This is a genomic window from Gordonia sp. NPDC062954 (genome assembly GCF_044543825.1).
Taxonomy (GTDB): domain Bacteria; phylum Actinomycetota; class Actinomycetes; order Mycobacteriales; family Mycobacteriaceae; genus Gordonia; species Gordonia tangerina.
Genome location: NZ_JBITWL010000005.1, coordinates 126,564 through 139,807, shown reverse-complemented (window position 1 = coordinate 139,807; position 13,244 = coordinate 126,564). Strand labels below are relative to the sequence as shown.

The window sequence follows — 13,244 nt, the reverse complement described above, 5'->3', positions numbered from 1 at the left end:
GTGCCCTACGCGTCTCAGCCGACCGACGTCGTGTCGACCGTGACCCAGGTCGGATGCTTCGCCGTTCGATCGTCACCGGATGAGCGACCACGCAGGCGCCGGATTACCCAGGGTGTGAGATGGGTGCGGACGAATCGTAGATCCTCCACGGCGCGACCGCGACCGGCAGCGGCGAGCGGTGGATCCGGGATCGGCACCGTGTGCACGCCGAGCGCAGCCAACAGCTGTGCGGCGACACGCTGATGGCCGACGGGGTTGAGATGGAGTCGATCGTCGGACCAGTACCCGGGTCGGCGGAGCTCGGCATCGTGGAAGAGATCGACGAACCTCACACCCATCTCCTCGGCGAGCGCCGCCGTCGCAATGGTCAGCGTCTCCCCGCGGGCGCGGATGGTGTCACCGAACGGCAGTCCGCCGGACGGGTCCGCGCCGGCGAGCAACAGCACGTCGATCCCGGCTTCGACGCAGCGGCGCACCGCGATCCTGGTCAGTTCGATCAGTCCGTCGGGATCGATACCGCGCCGCAACATGTCGTTGCCGCCGCCGTTGAACGTCATCAGCGTCGGCAGGGGATCGAGGGCCAGTGCCGCGTCGACCTGCTCGGTCGCGATCGGCGCCAACAACCGGCCACGGATCGCCAGATTCGCGTACTCAATGTGGCCATGGTGCAGGGCGAGCCCGTCGGCGACCAGATCTGCCCACCCCCGCACCCGCTCGCCGACCAGCGCTCCGCCCACACCTTCGGTGAAACTGTCGCCGACCGCGACGTATCGAACTGGATTCGTCTGCTGCCGCATGGTTTAGGTGACGGTGATGCCGCCGTCGACCGGGATGGTCTGCCCTGTCACGTACCCGGCGGCAGGTGAGGCCAGCCAGATGGCGGCGGCGGCCAGTTCCTCGCCTTGTCCGATGCGGCCGAGCAGGATGCGCGGTGCCTGGGAATCGATGTAGCCGTCTTGGTAGCTGTCGGTCATCTCGCTGGCGAAGAATCCGGGGGCGATGGCGTTGACCCGAATTCCCTTGCGTGAACCCCACTGCTGGGCGAGATCTCGGGTCAGCCCGATGACACCGGCCTTGCTGGCCGAGTACGCGGCCTGGGGGAGCCCGGCAGTGGTGAGTCCGAGGATGCTGGAGATGTTGATGATTGCGCTGCCCGGTTGCATGACGCGCGCACACGCCTGCGCCATCCAGTACGACCCGTTCAGGTTGATGTCGATGACCGATCGGAACTGATCGGGCGTCTCGCGGGTCGCCGGCACCGCCGTCCCGATACCAGCGTTGTTGATCAAGATGTCGACGTGGCCGAACGCCTCCATCGCGGCGTCGACGACGGCTTGGCATTGGTCGGGATCGGCGATGTCGGCGGGCACGCTGAGGGCTTTGCGGCCCCGTGCTTCCACTTCGGCGGCAGTGTCGGCCAACTTCTCGGCACGCCGTGCGGCGAGCACGATGTCGGCGCCCGCCTCGGCGAAGGCCTTGGCGAACGCCACCCCGAGCCCCGACGACGCGCCGGTCACGATCACGACCTTGTCGGTCACGTCGAACAGATCTGTTATAGACATGCAGTTCTCCTCAATCTCGTGGCGTGGCGTGGCGTGGCGGGCCCCGCTACAGCCAGGCCGGGTCGGTGTCCAGGGTGGTCCGGTCCAGTGCCGCGACCAACTCGAGCTGTGTGCGGGTCTTGGGCAGTTCGTAGCCGAAGAAATAGCGAGCCGCTGCGCGTTTGCCGTCATAAAAGTTCCCGGTCTTCGCGCCGACGGCCAGGAGCTGTTCGAGCCACATCCAGGCCACCACGATGTGGCCGGCGGCCTCGAGATAGGTGGTGGCGTTGGCCAGGGCGACGGCCGGATCGCCCGTCGACCAGGCGGCCGCCGTGGTCGCCACGAGGTGGTCGACGGCGGTGCGCAGCTGTTCGCCGAACGCTGCGGTGTCGGGCTCGGCGATGGCGCGATCGATGGTGGCGCCGACGGTGTCGGTCAGCAATGCCAACCCGGCACCATCGGCCATGACGACCTTGCGGCCCAACAGATCCAGGCCGTGAATGCCGTGGGTGCCCTCGTGGATCGGGTTCAGACGGTTGTCGCGGTAGTACTGCTCGACATCGAATTCCTTGGTGTAGCCGTACCCACCGTGCACCTGGATGGCCAGACTGTTGGCCTCCAGACACCACTGCGATGGCCAACTCTTGGCGATCGGGGTGAGTACGTCGAGCAGCAGGCCCGCGCGCGCTTGCTCCTCGTCGGAGCCGGTCTGTTGCAGATCGACGAGCTTGCTGCAGTACAGCTCCAGTGCCAGCGCGCCCTCCACATAGGACTTCTGCGCCAGCAGCATCCGCTTGACGTCGGAGTGCTCGACGATCGGTATCGGCTTGCTCGCCGGGTCCTTCTGATCGACCGGACGGCCCTGGGTGCGCACCTTGGCGTATTCGAGTGACGCCTGATAACCGGCGTATCCCAGTGCGGTGGCGAGGAATCCGACCCCGATGCGGGCCTCGTTCATCATCTTGAACATGTACGACAACCCGCGGTGTTCCGCGCCGACGAGGTATCCGACCGCGCCGGGAATGTCGGTCGGGGTGTGCGTTCCGTCGCCGAAGTTCAGCAGAGTGTTGGTGGTGGCGCGATTGCCCATCTTGTGATTGAGCCCGACGAGCGCCACGTCATTGCGGGTGCCGTCAGCCAGATACTTCGGCACGATGAACAGTGAGATGCCCTTCACGCCCGGTTCGCCGCCGGGTGCCTTGGCGAGCACGAGGTGCACGATGTTCTCCGACAGTTCGTGCTCACCGGCGGAGATCCACATCTTGGTACCGGTGATGCGGTAGGAGCCGTCGGACTGCGGCTGCGCCTTGGTGGTGATGTCGGCCAGCGACGATCCAGCCTGCGGTTCCGACAGGCACATGGTCCCGAAGAAGCGGCCCTCGACCATCGGTCGCACCCAGGTGTCGATCTGCTCGGGGGTGCCGTATTCGGCGAGCAGGTTCGCGTTGCCGACGGTGAGGAATGCGTAGGACGACATCGCCGCATTGGCGGCCTGGAACCAGGCGCTCGAGGCACGACTGATCACCGTGGGCAACTGCATCCCGCCCAGTGCCTCGTCGAAGGAGCCTGCGGTGAGGCCGGCCTTGACGAACTCGGCGATGCCGGAGGTGATCTCGGCCGGCAACACGACCTTGCCGTCCTCACCTACGTAGGGTTCGTGCTGGTCGCCGAGCTTGTTCACCGGGGCGAAGCGCTTGGTGGCGAGGTCTTCGCTGAGCTCGAGCACCGCGTCGAACGTCTCCCGGGAGTGCTCCTGAAAACGAGTGCGAGCGGTGAGGGCCTCGGCGTCGAGCCACTCGTAGAGCAGGAACTCGAGATCGCGACGGGAGAGTGGTGCGGCCATGATGCTCCTTCGTTGGCTAAGCGATCGCTCATCTCCTAAGCGCTCGCTTATGATGCATCGTACAGTGCGATGAGGTCAACAAGGCCCTTGATCGAGTGAGGTGCGAGATGCCGGTGACGACGCGGGACTCTGCGGCCGCCGAACGGATTCGTCAGGCCGCCATCGCATCGTTCGCCGAGGTGGGCTACGGCGGGACGTCGACGCGGCAGATCGCCAAACGGCTGAACATGAGCGCCGCGGCGATGTACCCGCACTACAAGTCGAAGGAAGAGCTGCTCTACGCCATCGCAATGGATGGTCATCAGGGCGTTTTGTCGGCACTGCGCAAGGCCGACAACGACTCGCTGCCTGCGGCCGAACGGCTGCGGATCGTGATCGAGGAGTTCACCCGCTGGCAGGCCGAGCATCACGAACTGGCCAAGGTCGTGCAATACGAACTGCATGGCCTCACTCGCGAGCACTATCGGACGATCACCGCGATCCGCCGCGAAACCTCCGACGTGCTGGCCGCGATCGTGCATCGCGGGATCGACTCCGGTGAGTTCACCGTTACCGCGGCGGACGATGTAGTGCTGGCCCTGTCGTCGTTGTGTGTCGACGTGTGCCGGTGGTTCCCGTCGCGCACTCACCAGGATCCGGTGGAGCTCGGTGCAGCCTACGGGGAGCTTGCGGTCCGTATGGTGCGGTGATCGCCACGCGCATACGGTTTTCGGGCAATGTGGCCGCCGGCGCAAGGTGTCGCGTACCGCGCACCACCCTGGTTGGCGTGCAACTGTGGTGGCCGTCGGGTACGCGACACCGTTGCGGCGCCGTTGTTTCACGCTATGGAGTTTTCAAGGGACGGTTGCGGTCCCGACCGGGGTCGGGTGCGTGGGAAGACTGTGACTGCGTCGCTCAGGCGGCGGCGGGTAGGTTGTCGAGGTTGAGGGTGCGTCGGTTGTAGGCCGGTATCGGCCGACGTGTCGGGTCGACAGCGACGGGTGGGAGGAGCCAGGGATGTCGGTCGTGGCCCATGATCACTTCCCACCCGTTGTGGTGGATGTCGGCATGGCACGACGGGCACAGCAAACATCCGTTGTCCAACACCGTGATTCCACCATCAGCCCAATGCACGAGGTGATGGCCCTGGCAGCGGGAGGCCGCCACGCCGCATTTGATGCAACACTCGTCGCGTTTGTGCAACGCTTTACGGAGATGGGCTGGGAACAGGCGTTTGTCTTTACTCATCTCCATCGGCACCGCCTCACCGTCGACGATCGCGACGGTCGCGGTGCTGTCACAGGTCAGGGTGCGCAGCATGGCTTCGGTGAGTGAGCCCATGAATGGTAGTTCGGCCAGATCCGGGGTATCGGCGGGCACCGACACCAATATTTGGTGACGGGGTGCCGAGGCCGCATCGCCACTGCGGGCAGCGATATCCAAGAGCGCTTCGAGGGCGTCGGCATGCCGGCGTTCGGGGCTGCGGGCATCCGGTGAGCCGTCAGGTTCGGGGCGGGGTGCCGCCAACTCTTCCATCGCAGCCGAGAACTTCTCGCCGACTTCGGTGTTGAGGTCGGCGCGCACTTGCAGGCGTCCGTCACCGTCGACATCGTGGACGAGCGTGTTGAGGTTGCGGTCCTCGGATGCCGGTAGCCCACCGGTGTCGGCGGCGGCCTGGTTGCCCAGACGACGCGCGCGTTTACCGATGTCGGCGGGCGTGGCGCCGGAAAAGAAGTGCGCGAGAAGTTCGGTCACGATGTTTAGACGCGCTACATCGTCGATCGGTTCCGCCGATCTTTTCCCGACATGATCGACCCCTTTACCCACCGCGTCCACATGTTCGGCCGAGATCGCCCCATCGGCGGCATGCGCGCCCAGAGTGGGGAGCTGCTCACGGGCGGTGGCGATACGGATCAGACGGGACGCCACCGCCGGTGCCAGGCCCATCACGATCAACAACTCACTCAACTTGCGGCCGTGGTCGCGGGCCACACCGAGGCGGTCCAGATGGCCGACCACCGTCGCGGCGTGATGGTCGATCAGATTACGCAACGTGACCAGAGCGGTCATCGCATCAAACGCTGCCCGACCCGACATGTCGTCGGCAAAGCACAGCTCACGCAGTGAATCAGTAATGGATGTGAGATCCCCCGAAGTTCTCATGATTCCAAGGTAATCGAAAGAATGTTCGACGTCAAGGAAGTCCTGTTGAGAATTATTCTGCGACAGAACGTTTGGATGGGTGCGCAGTGAAAAAAGCTGGTTTCATTGGACTTTGGTAAACAGGAGTCACAGGAGTTACGCGTTGTGGGTAGAAATCACCGCGAGAAGACAATTCGCCTGAACGTGCGGCAAGTTCGGCTGGATAAGCACTCGACGGCATCAACCACTGACGGCACCGTCGGTCACATCAGCTCCGATGGGCCGGCGGAGTAAGACCCCGATGGCAGCAGCGGATCGTTCATCCGGGGTGCGTATTGGTCGAAATAGACGCGCGCGATCAGTTCGCGGCGGCTGCGCACGCCCGCCTTGTCGAAGATCGACTTGAGATGGTCCTGGACGGTATAGGCGGATACGTGCAGCGTTGTGGCGATGTCCTTGGTTGCGACCCCCTGCAGCACCATCTGGGTGACGTCGCGCTCGCGGGACGTGAGGCCGAAGGCGGCCACCACGAGTGGCACGATCTCCGGCGGCCGTGCCTCCTCGATGGTGACCACCACCTCGCCTACGCGATCGACGGTGCTCGACAAGGGCGAGGCGTGCACGACAAGCCACATGCCCGATGCGCCGCGTACCCGCAGCCTCGGTGGGACATCGGATTCGCCCCGCCCGTACCGGCGTGCGGCGCTCACCAGGCCGGTGATCACCGACGTCGCGGCACCACTGTTCGCCCCGGACAGCAGATCGGCCACCCGCTCCTCGGCGCCGGCGCTCATCTGGATCATCTGATTGGAACTGTCGACGATGAGTACGCAGGGTCCTGAGGGCGTCGTCTGCGGCTCCGCGACGATGCTCGCGAGCAAACCCGTGCGGACGCCCCGGGCGAGCGGCTGGGACAACGTCCGCAGGAATTCGATCTCGCTCGGGATGAACGGCTGCTCGTCGAGCTCGCGGAAGAAGGCGATGCCACCCCACACCTGGTCGCCGTCACGCAGGATGAGCCGCGCTTCGTCGGTGAAGTCATAGTGCGGCCGCATGAACTCGTGCATGCGGGGTGAATCCTGGGTTCGGCCCGCCGTCAGGTCGTGCATGCCGACGGCATCGACACCGGCGCGGGCGAGCTGCCGAAACGACGAACACTCCGGTGCCCCGTACTCCCGCAGTCCCCACTCGTCGTCGTGCTCGTTGCGCCCCAACAGGTTTCCGTACTTGCGGGTGCTGGTCAGCAGCAGAGTGTTGGGATCCACGGTCGCCATACACGCCGCCGCGTGCGGTACGGCGCGAATCAGCGAACCGATCGCCTCACCGAGAAAGTCGCCGACGTCGAGACCGGCGCGGGCGAGTACGTCGACATCACTGCGAACGCGCTCGGCAGTCAGACTCGTCGTCATGAAAAGATTCTCCGTTTTCGCAGGTCATCTGTCTATCCCAGAAATTTGGGGGAATTCGGACAGCCCGCGGCGAGGGTGCGCGGTGCACCCTCGCCGTCAGTGTGTGATCAGCCGATCCGGGTGAACATCCCCGCGGGGTCGTGGCGGCGTCGGATCTCCTCGAGTCGCGACCAGTCGGCGGCTGTCCAGAGTGTGGACAGCTCGGCGGCCGGGGTCTGGCCCGCGAAGTTGAGCAGACCGTCGCTCGCCCATGGGGAGAGGGCGCCGTTGACGGCGGCGACGTGGGCGCCGGCCTGATCGCCCAGCGGTCCCGCGGGTACCCCGATCGCCATCACGCAATAGCGGGCCGCGCGCCCGGTCACCGCGTTGGGCACGCCCTGCGGTGAGGCGAGCGCACCGCCGAGCAGTCGGATCTCGACAATGGCCAGCGGACTCGCGACCTGCGGTCCGGCGACGGCCAACACCGCGTCGACGGCCTCGGCCGGTAGATCACGGATACCGCATCCGCGCTCGACGCTCGGGAGCGGACCGGGCGGGTCCATGTGCACCGCGTCGAGGGCAGCCGTCGGCAGGACGTCGACGTTGCTCAACAACACTGGTCCGGCGGACATCATCGGCGCCAGCATCTGCGCACCCACGGCGGGATCGCCGGTGTAGGTGAAACGCACGTGCACGACAGTTTGTCCCTGCAGCGGTGGCGGCAGATTCGGATCCGGTGGGAGCCGCACGATGGCCACCGACGATCCGGCGGTGTCCGGCAGGGTGGGCGCCCAGTCGCGCCACGCGTGCAGCACCTGCTCGGCCGCATCGCCGGCGAAGAAGACACCACCTCCGTAGATGGTGGCCAGATCGATCAGGTCGAGTTCGATCGCGGTGACGATGCCGCACCCGTCGCGGCCCCCGAGCAGTGCCCAGAACAGGTCGGAACCCGCACCCGCGTCGACCGTCCGGATGACACCGTCGGCGGTCACCAGTTCGATACGTCGTACCCGGTCGGCGGCGAAGCCGAATTGCCGTCCCAGCGGGCTGAGTCCACCACCGAGCGTGTAGCCGACGATGCCCACCGATGACGACGACCCGACCAGCCCGGTCAGCCCGTGCGGTGCCGTTGCGGCAGCGAGATCGCGCCACCGGACCCCGGCGGCGACCCGGGCGGTCTTGGCCGCGGCGTCGACCTGGATGTCGGTCATGCGGGAGGTGGTGATGGTCAGGTGGCCACGGCCGGAGATGACGGGCCCGTGTCCGGTGGCCCGGACGCCCACACGCAGTCCGTTGGCGCGGGCATAGCGCACTGCCTCGGCGACGTCGGCCGGCGACGTCGCGCCCACGACGACGGCCGGCGCGGGTGTGGCGGCCGCGTTGAAACCGGCCAGTTCGGTGGGGTAGTCGGCGTCGTCGGGGGTGAGCACCGGGCCGGCGACGGCCGCGTCGAGTTCTGTGACGTCGAGGGGACCGGCGGGCGGGATGTGTTCTTCGGGGGTGGTGATGGACATGGTTTCTCCTTGGATGAATCGGTGTGCGTTGATGAATTACGTTGGGGGACCGTGGTTGCGGTGAGAGGGCCGCACAACGGGATTGGGACGACGAAACTCAGCGCCCCGCCTGCACCGCGATCTCGACGGCGAGACCGGGTAGCGCGAGGGCGGTGACCCCGACCAGGGCGGCCGGCGGGGTGGCGCCGTGTACGTCGAGTCGTTCGGTGAGCGCCTCATACGCGGCCAGGGTGGCTGCGACGTCGGTGGTGTAGATGGTCATCATGAAGACGTCGGCGAGGGTCATCTGCGCCGAAGCGAGGATCTCTTCGATGTGGTGGACCGCAAGCGACAGTTGGGCCGCCACGTCGCCCTCGTGCACGACGGTGCCATCGTCGGCGACAGAAGCCTGCCCGGCAATGCTCAGCACTTGGCTGGGGGCAGGTCGCAACTGGGCGTGGTCGAAGCGGAACGGGGCGTTCCAGGTCGTCGGGTTGATGGCAACGATGGTGTCGGTTGGTGTGTTCATGGTTATGAGCCTGGCTCGTCGCCGCCACGTTGCCCATCCCGATCAACCGGGGAATCGCGCACCCAGAAACCTGGGGGTCGGTCATCCGACCGACCCCCAGGTCACCGACTCAGCGCTCGCGCGACACGGTGTCCCACGACATCTCGCCGTGGTCCGAACCCAATCCTGTTGCCACGATTCCGGCCACCGCGCAACCGATCTCGGCCGACTCGAGTAGGGAGAGTCCGTGTACGCGCGCGGCGAGGAAACCGGCCGAGAAAGCGTCGCCGCAGCCGCTCGTGTCCACGACGTCGACATCGTGTGCGGCTGCGTGGTCGGTGGTCTCGGCGGTAACCACATAGGCGCCGTCTGCGCCGGCGGTCGGTGCCACGGTTGCGACGCCGCGATCGATCAGCCGGCGACAGGCGGCCACCAGATCGCTCTCGCCGGTCAGTCCACGTATCTGATCGTCGTTGGGCAACAGGTAGTCGAGGTGGGGCAGCACCGGTTCGAGCCAGGCGAGGACACCCGGATCGCCGTCGGTGAGGATGTCGGCGGACACGGTGACACCGGTTGCGCGGATGTCGGCGAGCAGCGGCGCCAGCTCCGGCGGGTTGAGCAGTTCGGGAGCACCTACGTGGACGTGATCGACCGTGGTCAGCAGGTCGCGAGGTGCATCGGGAAGGGGGTAGGCGAGGTTGGCGCCCGGAACATGCAGCGCCGGCCGGTCACCGTTGCTGCGAATGGGCAGCACGCTCATCGAGGTCGGCTGGGCGACGGCCACCAGGTGGTCGGTGTGCACGCCGAACCGTCCGAGCATCATCCTCAGCATGCCGGCGGGGTCGTCGTCGCCGACCGCGCCTACGGTGTGGACCTCGACGCCCAGTTTGGCCAGGGTGATCGCGGTGCCGCCGGCCGGGCCCGCCGCCGACATCCGGATACTCTGCACCAGCACGGCACCCTGACCGTCCGGGATCTCGTCGACCGGTTGTGCCAGCACGTCGAGAACATGCGCGCCGAGCGTCGCTATCCTCATGTCTTCCTCCCGGGAAATGGTGAGTACTGTCGTTGCAGCGCCGTGGCGATCACCTCGACGACCTCGTCGGAGGTAAGGGATGCCGGCGTCGCCACCGCAGCCGAACGCAGGTAGATGTCGGCCAGCCAATCGACGAGTTCGATACGCTCGCAGGCCATGTCGATGTCATCGCCATAGGCGACCGATCCGTGGTTGCGCATCAGCGCCGCAGTCCGGTCGATTAACGCGGCGGCCACCGCGTCGCCGAGTGCCTCGCTGCCGAAGACCGCGTAGGCGGCCACCCGGACCGACCCGCCGGTCAACGCCGCCGTGTAGTGGACCACCGGCAACTCGTCGACGATGTTGGCCACCGCGATCGACGCCACCGGGTGGGCATGGGCGACCGCGCGTGCCGTTGTGCGCCGGTAGATGTCGAGGTGGATTCGCAGTTCCGACGTCGGGCGGTGGACGGTGTCCTCGACGACCGTACCGTCGAGATCGACGAGGACCATGTGGTCGGCGGTGACGTCGGCCAATCGGCAGCCCGACGGCGTCAAGATCACGGTGTCGCCACACCGGATCGACAGGTTGCCACCGGTACCGTGTGTCATCCCGGTCCGGTGCAGCCGGTGCGCTGCAGCGGCCAAGGCGGTGCGTTCGTCTACGAAGGACAGCGGCCCGGACGGGTCGTGGCCGGAGGATGCATCGCTGGGGGACACGTCGGTGAGCGTACGCGACCGGTGTCGGTCGAACAGCCGAAGTCGTGGTGGCGACGAGTGCTCGGCGGTCCTTCGAACGAACGAAACCCCGTCGAGCCGGAACCCCGACGCCTGCCGGTGCGTCCAAACTTCGTGGGGATCGACGATGGGAGCGTGATGCGGGGAGAACGTCTCACCGATCTACGACAGCTGATCAGGTCGCGACTGGCGCCGGGGTTCACCGACCTCGAAGAGGTCGAGTCCGACGCGCGCGATTGGGCCGAGGACAACGGTGCGTCGGCCGACGAGGTGACCGCCGAGGTACGACGAATGTGGGTCGCCCGACGTGCGGACGAGGCTGCGTGGAACGACACCGGTGACTTCGGCCGGTTGAGTGCCGCGTTCGGCGAACTCGATGCCGCAGGCGTCCTGGCCCGGATGAACTTCGCCTGCTGCGCGCGCTGTGCGACTGCGCTCATCGACGCCGAACGCACCCCGGCGCCCGAGCGCGACGACTGGTACAAGTTTCGTGAGTGGGCCTATGTCTTCTTCGCCGAGGCCGACGCAGGCCACATCGCCGACGACGACCCTGTTCTGTCCCTGTCCTACAGCGGTTTCCGGCCGCACGAATCCGTATCGGAATCGGTACTGGATGCGATGTCGGACGGCGACACCGACGCCGAACACCTCGCCTACGAGCAGACCGAGACGATGTTGGCCGAACAGATCGTCGCAGTGCTGCGCAGCCACGACCTCGAGGTGATCTGGTCGGGCGGACATCATGACCGGATCGATGTGCGGATCGGTGCCTGGCGCAAGCCGTTGCCGGGTGCGCCCGAGTAGGCAGAGCGCCGGGTGCGCACAGCGGTGGGTGGTGCCACCGCCATCCGAGCTGTCACACGTCGATGCCGAATTCCTTGATCTTGCGGTAGATCGTGGCGCGTGAGATACCCAGCGCGGCAGCGGCGGCCGGTTTGTGCCCACCGTTTTCCTCTAGGCTTCGGATGATCGCGTCGCGTTCCATGGCCTCGATCCGGGTGAGCGTGTGTCGACTGAGGGCGCGGCACGTCGGCGGAAGCTGGTTCACGTCGATGACACCGGATCGTTGGTGGGTGACGATCTGGCGCAGGATCTGCCGGAGTTCGGCGACGTTTCCGGGCCAGCTGTACTTGGTGAGCTGACGCATGGCCGCCGACGACACCGTCAGCTCGCGCCCGCGGGTGAGTTGCCGCAGCAGCGCCGGGATCAGGTCGTGCAGATCTTCGATGCGATGGCGCAGTGGCGGGATGGGCACCGTGTGGGTGAAGAACGGGAGCAGGATGGCCGCGGCATCCGCGTCGTGCAGTGCATCGACGGTCACATCGCCGACTGTCACCCCCACCCAGCCGGCCCCTTCGCGGCCCTGCAGCATGTCGGCGATCGTGGCCAACGTGTCGCCGTCGAGCGTGTCGATGTCGCGCAGTATCACGCTGAAGTCGTCCCGGTCGAGTTCGCTGTCGAGGGCGTCGAGGGACTCCGGTATCTGGAGATCGGCCGCCGCAAACACCCGAACGTTGCCCCGGGTCAGGGCGGCTCCGGCGCGCAGCACAGTGGATCGTCCGGTGCCGGTCTCGCCGGACACGGCGAGCCAGTCACCCGCGCGGAGGTAGCGGACCACCCGATCACAGGACTGATGCCACGACGAACTACGCCCCACGACGCCGGGCAACGCCGAGCCGCGGCGCCGGGTCATGGGCGGTTCTGTGTGTTTGCCGGTATCGATCAGGTGCACGTGGAAGATGGCCATTCCCGCTGTTTCATCCCAGAACTCTGGGATCGGTGAGAGTCGCGCGACCCGCCCGCTGGCCATCGTGCCGACCCGGCGCGATGCCGTGGTGTCGAGCGTCTGATCGACGGCGTGCTCGAGCAGCGAGATCTGATCTTGGGGATCGATGGCCAGCCGCAACCGCCGATTCATCAGCACGACCTCGCCCGCGATGGCCAACACCATCATCTGCGGTGCACGTCGACAGGTGGTCAGGTATGCGTTCAGCAGCCGCGACTCGCGTTCGCTCGCCTGGGACAGCATCCGCTGTTCGATCTGTGCCGTCGCCGACTTCGCGAGCGACAGCAACAACGGGCCGCCGTCGTCGGCGAGTCCGGTGAGATCGAGCGCACCCACACACGTCCCGGACACGGGGTGCACGATCGGCACCCCTGCGCAGGACAGGTCGGCGAGGACCCCGGCGTAATGCTCGGAGCCGCGGACCAGGGTGGCCTGCCGATTCTCCAGTGCGGTCCCGATCCCGTTGGTGCCGGCGTGTTCCTCGCGGTAGCTGTAGCCGGGGGCCAGACTCACCTCGTCGAGCCTGCGCTCGAGCGGCCGATGTGCCGTGGCCCGCGACAGCACGACCCCATCCGCGGAGGTCAGGATGATGCTGACCGGTTCGGCGGACAGGTCGTCGGCGAGCTGTCGGATGACTGGACGGGCCGCGCTGACCAGCGGACTCTCCAGGTTGGGTTCGCGCACGAACGGTAGTTCCAGACGATCGGCGTGCACGTTGAAGTCACGCGATCGGCGCCACGACGTCGAGATGCTCTCGCGTACCCCGACCGGCATGTTGTCGTCGGACAGGAATCGCTCCCGTGCCGCAGCGA

At 66.6% G+C, this 13,244-nt stretch carries 12 protein-coding genes; 2 read left to right on the top strand and 10 right to left on the bottom strand.

The window, feature by feature from the left end; genetic code table 11:
- Nucleotides 1-14: 14 nt before the first annotated feature.
- The 3 genes from ACIGKQ_RS07440 to ACIGKQ_RS07430 are packed head-to-tail and all read right to left on the bottom strand — an operon-like array spanning nucleotide 15 to nucleotide 3,384.
- Nucleotides 15-797 (bottom strand): SGNH/GDSL hydrolase family protein, encoded by a 783-nt coding sequence (locus ACIGKQ_RS07440; RefSeq protein WP_396572983.1) that lies wholly within the window; start codon nucleotides 795-797, stop codon nucleotides 15-17.
- A gap of 3 nt (nucleotides 798-800) precedes the next feature.
- Nucleotides 801-1,562, bottom strand: coding sequence for an SDR family NAD(P)-dependent oxidoreductase (locus ACIGKQ_RS07435; RefSeq protein WP_235725079.1), 762 nt, complete (start codon nucleotides 1,560-1,562; stop codon nucleotides 801-803).
- A 46-nt stretch (nucleotides 1,563-1,608) separates the two neighbouring features.
- Nucleotides 1,609-3,384, bottom strand: a complete 1,776-nt coding sequence (locus ACIGKQ_RS07430) for an acyl-CoA dehydrogenase (RefSeq protein WP_235725078.1) — start codon at nucleotides 3,382-3,384, stop codon at nucleotides 1,609-1,611.
- Nucleotides 3,385-3,491: 107 nt separating this feature from the next.
- Here ACIGKQ_RS07430 and ACIGKQ_RS07425 point away from each other — a divergent pair, with 107 nt between their 5' ends.
- Nucleotides 3,492-4,073, top strand: a complete 582-nt coding sequence (locus ACIGKQ_RS07425) for a TetR/AcrR family transcriptional regulator (RefSeq protein WP_372475213.1) — start codon at nucleotides 3,492-3,494, stop codon at nucleotides 4,071-4,073.
- A 205-nt stretch (nucleotides 4,074-4,278) separates the two neighbouring features.
- On the opposite strand, the gene ACIGKQ_RS07420 is transcribed toward ACIGKQ_RS07425, so the two are convergent.
- The 6 genes from ACIGKQ_RS07420 to ACIGKQ_RS07395 form a co-directional block, all read right to left on the bottom strand.
- A complete protein-coding gene (locus tag ACIGKQ_RS07420; protein WP_396572980.1) occupies nucleotides 4,279-5,526 on the bottom strand; it encodes a DUF222 domain-containing protein in 1,248 nt (415 codons plus the stop codon).
- Between the two features lie 242 nt (nucleotides 5,527-5,768).
- Nucleotides 5,769-6,914 carry a helix-turn-helix transcriptional regulator gene (locus ACIGKQ_RS07415; protein ID WP_396572978.1) on the bottom strand — a complete coding sequence of 382 codons (1,146 nt, stop codon included), beginning with the start codon at nucleotides 6,912-6,914 and terminating at the stop codon, nucleotides 5,769-5,771.
- A gap of 107 nt (nucleotides 6,915-7,021) precedes the next feature.
- Nucleotides 7,022-8,407 (bottom strand): FAD-binding oxidoreductase, encoded by a 1,386-nt coding sequence (locus tag ACIGKQ_RS07410; protein ID WP_287017000.1) that lies wholly within the window; start codon nucleotides 8,405-8,407, stop codon nucleotides 7,022-7,024.
- Nucleotides 8,408-8,504: 97 nt separating this feature from the next.
- A complete protein-coding gene (locus ACIGKQ_RS07405; RefSeq protein ID WP_235725073.1) occupies nucleotides 8,505-8,915 on the bottom strand; it encodes a RidA family protein in 411 nt (136 codons plus the stop codon).
- 109 nt (nucleotides 8,916-9,024) lie between these two features.
- Nucleotides 9,025-9,930 (bottom strand): carbohydrate kinase family protein, encoded by a 906-nt coding sequence (locus tag ACIGKQ_RS07400; RefSeq protein WP_235725072.1) that lies wholly within the window; start codon nucleotides 9,928-9,930, stop codon nucleotides 9,025-9,027.
- On the bottom strand, nucleotides 9,927-10,628 hold the full coding sequence (locus ACIGKQ_RS07395; RefSeq protein WP_308191723.1) for a class II aldolase/adducin family protein: 702 nt from the start codon (nucleotides 10,626-10,628) through the stop codon (nucleotides 9,927-9,929). Before ACIGKQ_RS07395 ends, ACIGKQ_RS07400 begins: the two co-directional genes overlap by 4 nt.
- A gap of 156 nt (nucleotides 10,629-10,784) precedes the next feature.
- Here ACIGKQ_RS07395 and ACIGKQ_RS07390 point away from each other — a divergent pair, with 156 nt between their 5' ends.
- The gene (locus ACIGKQ_RS07390) at nucleotides 10,785-11,450 is read left to right on the top strand and encodes a DUF6891 domain-containing protein (protein ID WP_396573091.1); all 666 of its coding nucleotides are present in this window, start codon (nucleotides 10,785-10,787) and stop codon (nucleotides 11,448-11,450) included.
- 52 nt (nucleotides 11,451-11,502) lie between these two features.
- On the opposite strand, the gene ACIGKQ_RS07385 is transcribed toward ACIGKQ_RS07390, so the two are convergent.
- Nucleotides 11,503-13,206 carry a sigma-54-dependent Fis family transcriptional regulator gene (locus ACIGKQ_RS07385; protein WP_235725127.1) on the bottom strand — a complete coding sequence of 568 codons (1,704 nt, stop codon included), beginning with the start codon at nucleotides 13,204-13,206 and terminating at the stop codon, nucleotides 11,503-11,505.
- Nucleotides 13,207-13,244 lie beyond the last annotated feature (38 nt).

Excerpts from the sequence above, each read along its gene's own strand:
- ACIGKQ_RS07410 (WP_287017000.1), bottom strand. The coding sequence starts at position 8,407 with ATGTCCATCACCACCCCCGAAGAACACATCCCGCCCGCCGGTCCCCTC.
- ACIGKQ_RS07425 (WP_372475213.1), top strand. The coding sequence starts at position 3,492 with ATGCCGGTGACGACGCGGGACTCTGCGGCCGCCGAACGGATTCGTCAG.
- ACIGKQ_RS07420 (WP_396572980.1), bottom strand. The coding sequence starts at position 5,526 with ATGAGAACTTCGGGGGATCTCACATCCATTACTGATTCACTGCGTGAG.
- ACIGKQ_RS07430 (WP_235725078.1), bottom strand. The coding sequence starts at position 3,384 with ATGGCCGCACCACTCTCCCGTCGCGATCTCGAGTTCCTGCTCTACGAG.
- ACIGKQ_RS07390 (WP_396573091.1), top strand. The coding sequence starts at position 10,785 with ATGCGGGGAGAACGTCTCACCGATCTACGACAGCTGATCAGGTCGCGA.
- ACIGKQ_RS07440 (WP_396572983.1), bottom strand. The coding sequence starts at position 797 with ATGCGGCAGCAGACGAATCCAGTTCGATACGTCGCGGTCGGCGACAGT.
- ACIGKQ_RS07385 (WP_235725127.1), bottom strand. The coding sequence starts at position 13,206 with ATGCCGGTCGGGGTACGCGAGAGCATCTCGACGTCGTGGCGCCGATCG.
- ACIGKQ_RS07405 (WP_235725073.1), bottom strand. The coding sequence starts at position 8,915 with ATGAACACACCAACCGACACCATCGTTGCCATCAACCCGACGACCTGG.
- ACIGKQ_RS07435 (WP_235725079.1), bottom strand. The coding sequence starts at position 1,562 with ATGTCTATAACAGATCTGTTCGACGTGACCGACAAGGTCGTGATCGTG.
- ACIGKQ_RS07400 (WP_235725072.1), bottom strand. The coding sequence starts at position 9,930 with ATGAGGATAGCGACGCTCGGCGCGCATGTTCTCGACGTGCTGGCACAA.
- ACIGKQ_RS07415 (WP_396572978.1), bottom strand. The coding sequence starts at position 6,914 with ATGACGACGAGTCTGACTGCCGAGCGCGTTCGCAGTGATGTCGACGTA.